Source organism: Mitsuaria sp. TWR114 (genome assembly GCF_007997345.1).
In genome coordinates, this window is the sequence record NZ_VOSR01000529.1 from 1 (window position 1) to 6721 (window position 6721).

Annotated in this window: 6 protein-coding genes; all 6 read right to left on the bottom strand. The window is 67.7% G+C overall.

What is annotated here, in order from left to right; translation table 11 throughout:
• Positions 1 to 105: 105 nt before the first annotated feature.
• Complete coding sequence (locus tag FUT87_RS18520; protein WP_147241976.1) at positions 106 to 1935, bottom strand: hypothetical protein; 1830 nt, start codon at positions 1933 to 1935, stop codon at positions 106 to 108.
• Positions 1928 to 2596 (bottom strand): response regulator transcription factor, encoded by a 669-nt coding sequence (locus tag FUT87_RS18525; RefSeq protein WP_091724163.1) that lies wholly within the window; start codon positions 2594 to 2596, stop codon positions 1928 to 1930. The genes FUT87_RS18520 and FUT87_RS18525 overlap by 8 nt, the downstream gene beginning before the upstream one ends.
• 112 nt (positions 2597 to 2708) lie before the next feature.
• Complete coding sequence (locus tag FUT87_RS18530) at positions 2709 to 2978, bottom strand: hypothetical protein (protein ID WP_147241977.1); 270 nt, start codon at positions 2976 to 2978, stop codon at positions 2709 to 2711.
• Positions 2979 to 3266: 288 nt separating this feature from the next.
• Positions 3267 to 4424, bottom strand: coding sequence for an ABC transporter substrate-binding protein (locus tag FUT87_RS18535; RefSeq protein ID WP_091725168.1), 1158 nt, complete (start codon positions 4422 to 4424; stop codon positions 3267 to 3269).
• Between the two features lie 109 nt (positions 4425 to 4533).
• Complete coding sequence (locus tag FUT87_RS18540) at positions 4534 to 5856, bottom strand: TRZ/ATZ family hydrolase (RefSeq protein ID WP_147241978.1); 1323 nt, start codon at positions 5854 to 5856, stop codon at positions 4534 to 4536.
• A 79-nt stretch (positions 5857 to 5935) separates the two neighbouring features.
• Positions 5936 to 6721, bottom strand: a 786-nt coding sequence (locus FUT87_RS18545) for a nucleoside hydrolase (RefSeq protein WP_147241979.1), incomplete at its 5' end; no start/stop codon positions are given.

The window sequence follows — 6721 nt, forward strand, 5'->3', positions numbered from 1 at the left end:
GCTGAAGCCCGACCAGACCGGTGCCGCCGCGCAGGGCGGAGGCGCGACGACCGGTCGCGTCGGCCGCCTCGCCCCGCCGGTCGCCGGACTGGCCGTTGTCTTCAATCACCACCTCCAGCGATTCCGCCTCGACGATCGCCATGCGGATCGACAGTCGGCTCGCGCCGGCGTACTTGATGGTGTTGGCCACCGACTCCTCGACGATGCGCATGAGCTGCTTCGACAAGTCGGCCAGCAGCACGAGCTCCAGCCCCTCGGGCACCTCGTATTCGACCTGGAAGTCGGCGCGCGTGAGCGCCTCGTCGAGGCCGCTGCAGTAGGTGAACAGGATGTCCTGGAAGGCTCGCTGCTCCCGACCTGCGTCACCGAGATGATCTCCCGCAGGTCCGTCAAGGCCTCCAGCAGCCGCCCTTCGAGCCGTTCGTGGTCGATGGCGCGGTCGCGCACGCTGAACAGCGTCGTCACCAGCTTGGAGCCGATGCCGTCGTGCAGGTCGCGATAGATGCGGTCGCGCTCGAGCTGCATGGCGGCTTCGTTCTCCATCTCGCGCTGGCGGTTGTGGCTGATCAGCAGTTCGCGTTCGCGTTGCTGCAGGGTCTCGGTCAGGATGCGGTTGTGGTCGCGGATGCGCTTCACGTTGGCCTGGAACTTCGTCAGCAGGATCTGGGCGACGACGAACAGCAGCAGCGGCACGCTCAGGTGGCTGAGGAAGATCGGCGCCACCAGCAGGTGCGTCATCGACCAGCCGGCTTCCGGCATCGGGATCGAGATCAGGTGCTGCACCGCGTTGTGATCGCGCAGCGCGAACACCTGCGCGAGCACCGATTGGAAGAGCAGCGACATCGCCGTGCGCGAGCGGGTACGGGCGATGTGCAGCGCCAGTCGCGAACAGGCGTACAGGTGAAAGCAAAGCATGGTGGGCAGCCACCAGAGGTCCAGCCATTCCCGGCCGCGCAGCCCGAGCAGCGGATAGGCGAGCGCCGCGAACGCCGCCGTGCCGAAGAGCGCCGCGCGGCCGCGCCAGCCCAGGGGCTCGCCGACGAAGGCGAAAAGAAAGAGCGTCAGCACCGCGATCACGCCGCCCATGCAGGCGTACTGCGCCCAGGTCCACAGCGGCAGCCACGCCGCCGGGACATAGGGCAGCAGCACGAGCGTGAACAGCACCGACCACAGCACCGTGGTGGCGCCCGCGTGCAGGAACACGGCGCCGTCCTTCCTGCTGGCCAGCCAGGCGCCCAGCATGAACATGCCCGCCAGCAGGCAGAAGACGTTGGACGCATTGGCCAGCGACGAGCCGATGAACAGGGTCAGCTCATGGATGGTGGAGATCGCATCCAGGTCGCCGATGTAGATCGGCGCGAGCTGGATCTGAGGATCCCAGGTCGTCAGCTCGACCGTCAACTGGTTGCCCTCGGGCTGCAGCAGTCGGCGCGCCAGCGGCACCTGGAGCGGCCGGTACCACTTGTAGCGTCCGCTCGCGTTCGACTTCGGCAGGCCCGCGACCCAGACCCCGTTCAGGTAGACGTCCATCCCGTCGAGGGCCTGGCTGATCACGAGGCTGGTGCCCGGGATGCGTCTGCCGCCGATCACGCCGCCGTCGGCGTCGATCTCGCAGCAGGCGGTCGGCCGCTCGAGGTAGCGGTCCAGGTCGATGCGGAATCTCACCCGCTTGAATCCCCCCGCCTGGCTCACGTCCTCGAGATGGGGCAAGGCCACCCGTGGCGCCTGGACCAGCACCCGCCCGGCCAGGCGCGGCGCCTCCGGGCCCGCATCGCGCGAATCGGGCGCCGCGGCGACGACCTCGAGGTCGCGGATCGCGTCGACGTGGTAGACGCGCGTAGCGACAGTGCTGGTGGCGATCACCAGCAGCGCAATGATGAAGAAGCTCAGCCAGAAGAAGACCGTCTTCAGCGAGCCGCGGCGGGGGCTATTCATCGATCAGTCCATGCAGCCGCGCCGCGTTGGCCGCCATCGCGCGGGACTTCACGCCCAGCTTGCGATAGACGCTGCGCAGGTGCTGGTTGACGGTGTGATGGGAGATGCTCAGCCGGCGACCGATCTCCACGATGGGCAGCCCCTCGATGAGCAGGCGCAGGACCTCCCATTCGCGCTCGCCCATGCCGAGATCGCGCAGCACCTTCTCGCGATCGACCTGGGGCCGCACGTTGTTCTCCAGCATGGAGATCCGCTCGACCACCAGTTGGGCCACCGCCGGGCTGAGCGGCGCCTGCCCGTTGTGCGCGCTGACCAGCTTCTCCACCAGCGACGGCTGGATCTCGTCCTTGAGCAGGTAGCCCCGGGCGCCCGCGCGCAGACTGCGCATCACGTGCTTGCTGTCGCCGAAGGTGCTCAGCACCATGCTGCGGGATTCCGGACACCTTTCCCGCACCAGCTGGATCAGCTCCACCCCGTCGGCGTCCGGCAGTCCCAGGTCGATCAGATAAAGATCGGCCCGGTTGGCCAGAATCGCGGCCATCGCTTCGCCGCGATTCCTGGCGACACCGACCACTTCGCAGAAACTGCTATTTGAAATCACGTCCACCAGCCTTTTCATGACAGCCGGATCGTCCTCGATGATCACGACGGCGATACTCATTCCTCAGCTCCTTCTCTCGTTATCCCAATGCCATGGGCGGGCACAGTTTCGCGAGCGGCAGGAAACGAGCAATCACCGAAGCAAGTAAACAAAAACTGCTGGGTGACTGGAGTCAGTGGTGATCGACGATTGGCGGTGGATGGCGCTCCCAATCCGGCTCGGGAGGAGCGCAAGCGCGGCGCCGTCGGGCTCGCAGCCAGGCGTCGGCCGAGGCGGCGAGGCAGGCGATCAGCAGCATCAGTCCGCCGCTGATCAAGAGATAACCGATGACAGTAAGTTCAAATGAGGGATTCCCGGGTATCGACCGCGTGGATTTCTCGGCCAGCAGGCACCCGGCGCCGGCGAAGGCCAGACCGATGGAGATCGCGTACATATTCTTCATGACAGCAGTCCGTCTGCAGGTTTCGGCCGGCAGTGTGTCCGAGTACGCCTCACTTGCTAATAACTCACAAATGTGAGTGATCAGCCTAAATTTGCTATTCGACGAGGATGGTCGTGAGAAAGATCATGATTGGCGAATATTTCCAACACCGGCATTCAGCCATCGAGTATCAAAAGACCCTGTCAAGGCTTTGAATACCGTCCATTGACGGATTCGGAGAATTCCGAAATATCCAATGACAACGGCGCCCGAAGGCGCCCGTCAACTGAGGAATGGACCGGTCCAGGCTCAGCGCAGGAATCGGCCTCGCGGATCGATGATGGCGATGTCGGCGTAGTTGGTGCCGGTGTGATCGGTGGCGCTGAAGTTGAGTTCCATGCCGCCCAGGTCGTAGCGCGACATGTTGTTCAGCGCGCGCAGCAGGCTGGCGCGGCTCGCGTCCTTGCCGGCGCGCTTGAGCCCCTCGACCAGCACCTTGGCGCTCGCGAAGCCCTCCATCATGGCCGGCGTGACCAGGCCGCCGCTTTCGGCCGGCTTGGCCTTCACCAGGTCGGTCAGCTCCCTGACCATCGCCAGGTTGGTGCTGCGCTCGCTCGGGAACACCTGCGACACGATGACGCCGGCGGCGTTCTGGCCCAGCAGCTGGACGAAGCCGTTGGACGCGTTGTTGGACAAGGTGGCGCCGAGGATGCGCGAGCCGGCCGCGCGCAGCGCGTTGATCGTGTCGGCGGTGATCTGCTGCGAGGCCACCAGCAGCACGACCTGCGGATCGGCGGCGATCAGTTGCTTCACCACGCCGGCGATGTCCGGCTTCTCGCGCTCGTAGGTGAAGTGGGCGACCGGCTTCATCTTGCGATCGTTGAAGCCGGTCATCGCGCCGGCGACGCCATCGGCGCCGAAGGTGTCGTTGACCTGCACCAGCGCGATCCGGGTGTTGCCCATCTCGAGCAGCAGCTGGACGGCGCGTTCAGCCTCGCGCTGGTAGGTCGAGCGCACGTTGAAGACGTAAGGATGCACCGGCTTGTGCAGCAGCATCGCGCCGGTCGACGGCGCCACCAGCGGCACCTGCGCCTTGTCCAGCAGCGGCATCACCGCCTGGGTGTGCGGCGTGCCACGGGTGAGGAAGAGCGCGACCGCGCCCTTGTCGATCAGCGTCTGCGCGTTGGCCGCGGCGCGCTTGGGATCGAAGCCGTCGTCCAGCGACTGCAGGTCGATCTTCTGGCCGTTGACACCGCCGGCGGCGTTGACGTGGTCGATGTAGAGCTTGGCGCCCAGCGTCAGTTCCTTGACGCTGGCGGCGACTTGGCCGGTGAAGCCGGCCGTCTGGCCGATCAGGATGTCCGCGCGGGCGGCGGTGCCCAGTCCAAGGGCCAGCACCGCGGTGGCGGCGGTGGCGATGGTCGCGACGAACCGGCTCAGGGGCCGGCTCCGGGAAGGCTTGCTCATGGTGATCTGTCCCACCGGCGCGCGGTGACGGCCGGCTGTGTCTCCTGCACACCGGCGGTCAGGTCGACGGCCGGCCCCTCGGCGCCGCCACCCCCGTGTTCAGGGGGGATCAGCGCCCGGCGCGCATCTTAGCCACGATGTCCGCCACGCGCCCCTGCAAGGCCTGGGTGTCGAAAGTCAGAACGTTGCGATTCGACAGCACCTGCCGGCCGCCCACCCACACGTCCGTGACATGTTCACGCCCGGCGACATAAACCAGCTGCGCGTCCGCGTGATAGACCGGCTGGCATTCGATCGAGTCCAGCGCCACCGCGACGACGTCGGCCAGCTTGCCGGCCTCCAGCGTGCCCAGGTCGCTGGCCCGGCCCATCGCCTTGGCGGCGCGCACGGTGGCCATCTCCAGCGCGGTCCGCGCCGACACCGTCAGCGGATCGCCGGTCACGCCCTTGGCCAGCAACGCGGCGGCGCGGATCTCGCTGAACATGTCCTGGCGGTTGTTGGAGGCGGCGCCGTCGGTGCCCAGGATGGTGTTCACGCCGGCCGCTTCCAGCGCCTTCACCGGCGCCACGCCCGACGCCAGCTTCAGGTTGGAGCTCGGGTTGTGGACCAGGTGCACGCCCTGCTTCGCGACCAGGTCGATCTCGTCGTCGCTCAGGTGGACCATGTGCACGGCGATCATCTTCGCGTTCAGCAGGCCGAGCTTGTTCAGGCGCGCCAGTGGACGCTCGCCGTACTGCTTGAGGCTGCCGTCGATCTCGTCCTGCGTCTCGTGGATGTGGCAGTGCATCTGCAGGTCGTACTTCTCGGCCAGCTGGCGCAGCTGGATGAAGGTCTCGTCCGAGACCGTGTACGGCGCATGCGGCGCGCTGGTCCAGTCCAGCAGCTTCTCGCCCTTGAACTGCTCGTAGGCGGCCAGGCCCTTCTCGATGTAGTCCTGCGCGTTGGCGGCGTAGCCGGTCGGGAAGTCGATCACATTGATCGACACGCCGGCGCGGATGCCGCTGTCCACCGCCGCGCGGGCCATCGCGGTGGGGAAGAAGTACATGTCGTTGAGGTAGGTCACGCCGCCGCGCAGCGCCTCGGCCGCGGACAGCAGCGAGCCCTGGTAGGTCCAGTCCTCGCTCACCCACTGGCGCTCCAGCGGCCAGATGTGGTTGTTGAGCCAGTCCATCAGCGCCAGGTCGTCGGCCACGCCGCGCAGCAGCGACATCGCCGAGTGCGTGTGGGCATTGATCAGGCCGGGGATCAGCACGTGGTGCGGCAGCTCGACGCGGTCGGCATCGGCGTAGCGCTGGAGCGCCTCGTCGCGCGGCAGGACGGCGGCGATGCGCTCGCCCTCGATCGCCAGCGCATGCTGTTCCAGCACCGGGCTATCGGGGGTCATGGTGATCAGCCAGCGGGGCAACAGCAGCTTCACGGCTTGGGTCGTCATCAGGTTCTCCTTGGGGCGCGGGTCGGCGCGCCGTGCATTGTCTTGAAACTCGAAGGCGCGGCGAAGGCCGCCGCCGGCGTCAGAAGATCTCGTCGAACAGCGCCAGCACGCGCGCCGCGTCGACCGCGATGCAGACCTGCTGCGACGGGTGGCCGCTCCACGGCGTGCCGCTGCCGTGCTCGTTGCGCCAGTCCTGGATGGTCTGGCCGGTGGCGATGCCCTCCAGCACGACCCGCACCGGCCCGGCGCGCAGGGTGAAGGCCTCCGGGACCAGCAGCAGCGCCGCGGCGCTCGCGTCATGGGCATAGATGCCGCCGATGCCGTCACGCGCGTCGTAGAACTGCTGGTAATGCCGCGTGGCCTGCCAGAGCAGGTCGCCGGCGCCCTCGCCGCGGCCGCGCAGCTTGGCCAGGTCCGCCTCGCGCATGATCGCCTCCTGCGTCACGTCCAGGCCGACGATGGTGACCGGCCAGGGGGCGGTGAAGACCTGGTCGGCGGCCTCGGGGTCGGCCATGATGTTGGCCTCGGCCACCGGCGTGACGTTGCCGCCATGCCCCTTCAGGCCGAAGGCGCCGCCCATCACGATCACGCGCCGGACCTTGCCGGCGATCGAGGGATCGTGCGCCAGCGCCAGCGCCAGGTTGGTGAACGGGCCGACGGCCACCAGCGTGATCTCGCCGGGGCGCGCGTTGACGAGGTCGCAGATCAGGCGATGCGCCGGACGCGGATCCAGCGCCAACGCGGGCGCGGGCAGGCCGGCGGCCATGCCGCCCAGGCCGTCGTCGCCGTGGCGCCGGTGCCCATCCTGCGCCTGCATCGCCAGTCGCAGCGGGCCGGCGGCGCCGCCAACGTCGCGCTCAACCTG

Bases quoted from the DNA above. Each gene is read 5' to 3' on its own strand.
- FUT87_RS18535 (WP_091725168.1), bottom strand. From the start codon at position 4,424: ATGAGCAAGCCTTCCCGGAGCCGGCCCCTGAGCCGGTTCGTCGCGACC.
- FUT87_RS18520 (WP_147241976.1), bottom strand. From the start codon at position 1,935: ATGAATAGCCCCCGCCGCGGCTCGCTGAAGACGGTCTTCTTCTGGCTG.
- FUT87_RS18525 (WP_091724163.1), bottom strand. From the start codon at position 2,596: ATGAGTATCGCCGTCGTGATCATCGAGGACGATCCGGCTGTCATGAAA.
- FUT87_RS18530 (WP_147241977.1), bottom strand. From the start codon at position 2,978: ATGAAGAATATGTACGCGATCTCCATCGGTCTGGCCTTCGCCGGCGCC.
- FUT87_RS18540 (WP_147241978.1), bottom strand. From the start codon at position 5,856: ATGACGACCCAAGCCGTGAAGCTGCTGTTGCCCCGCTGGCTGATCACC.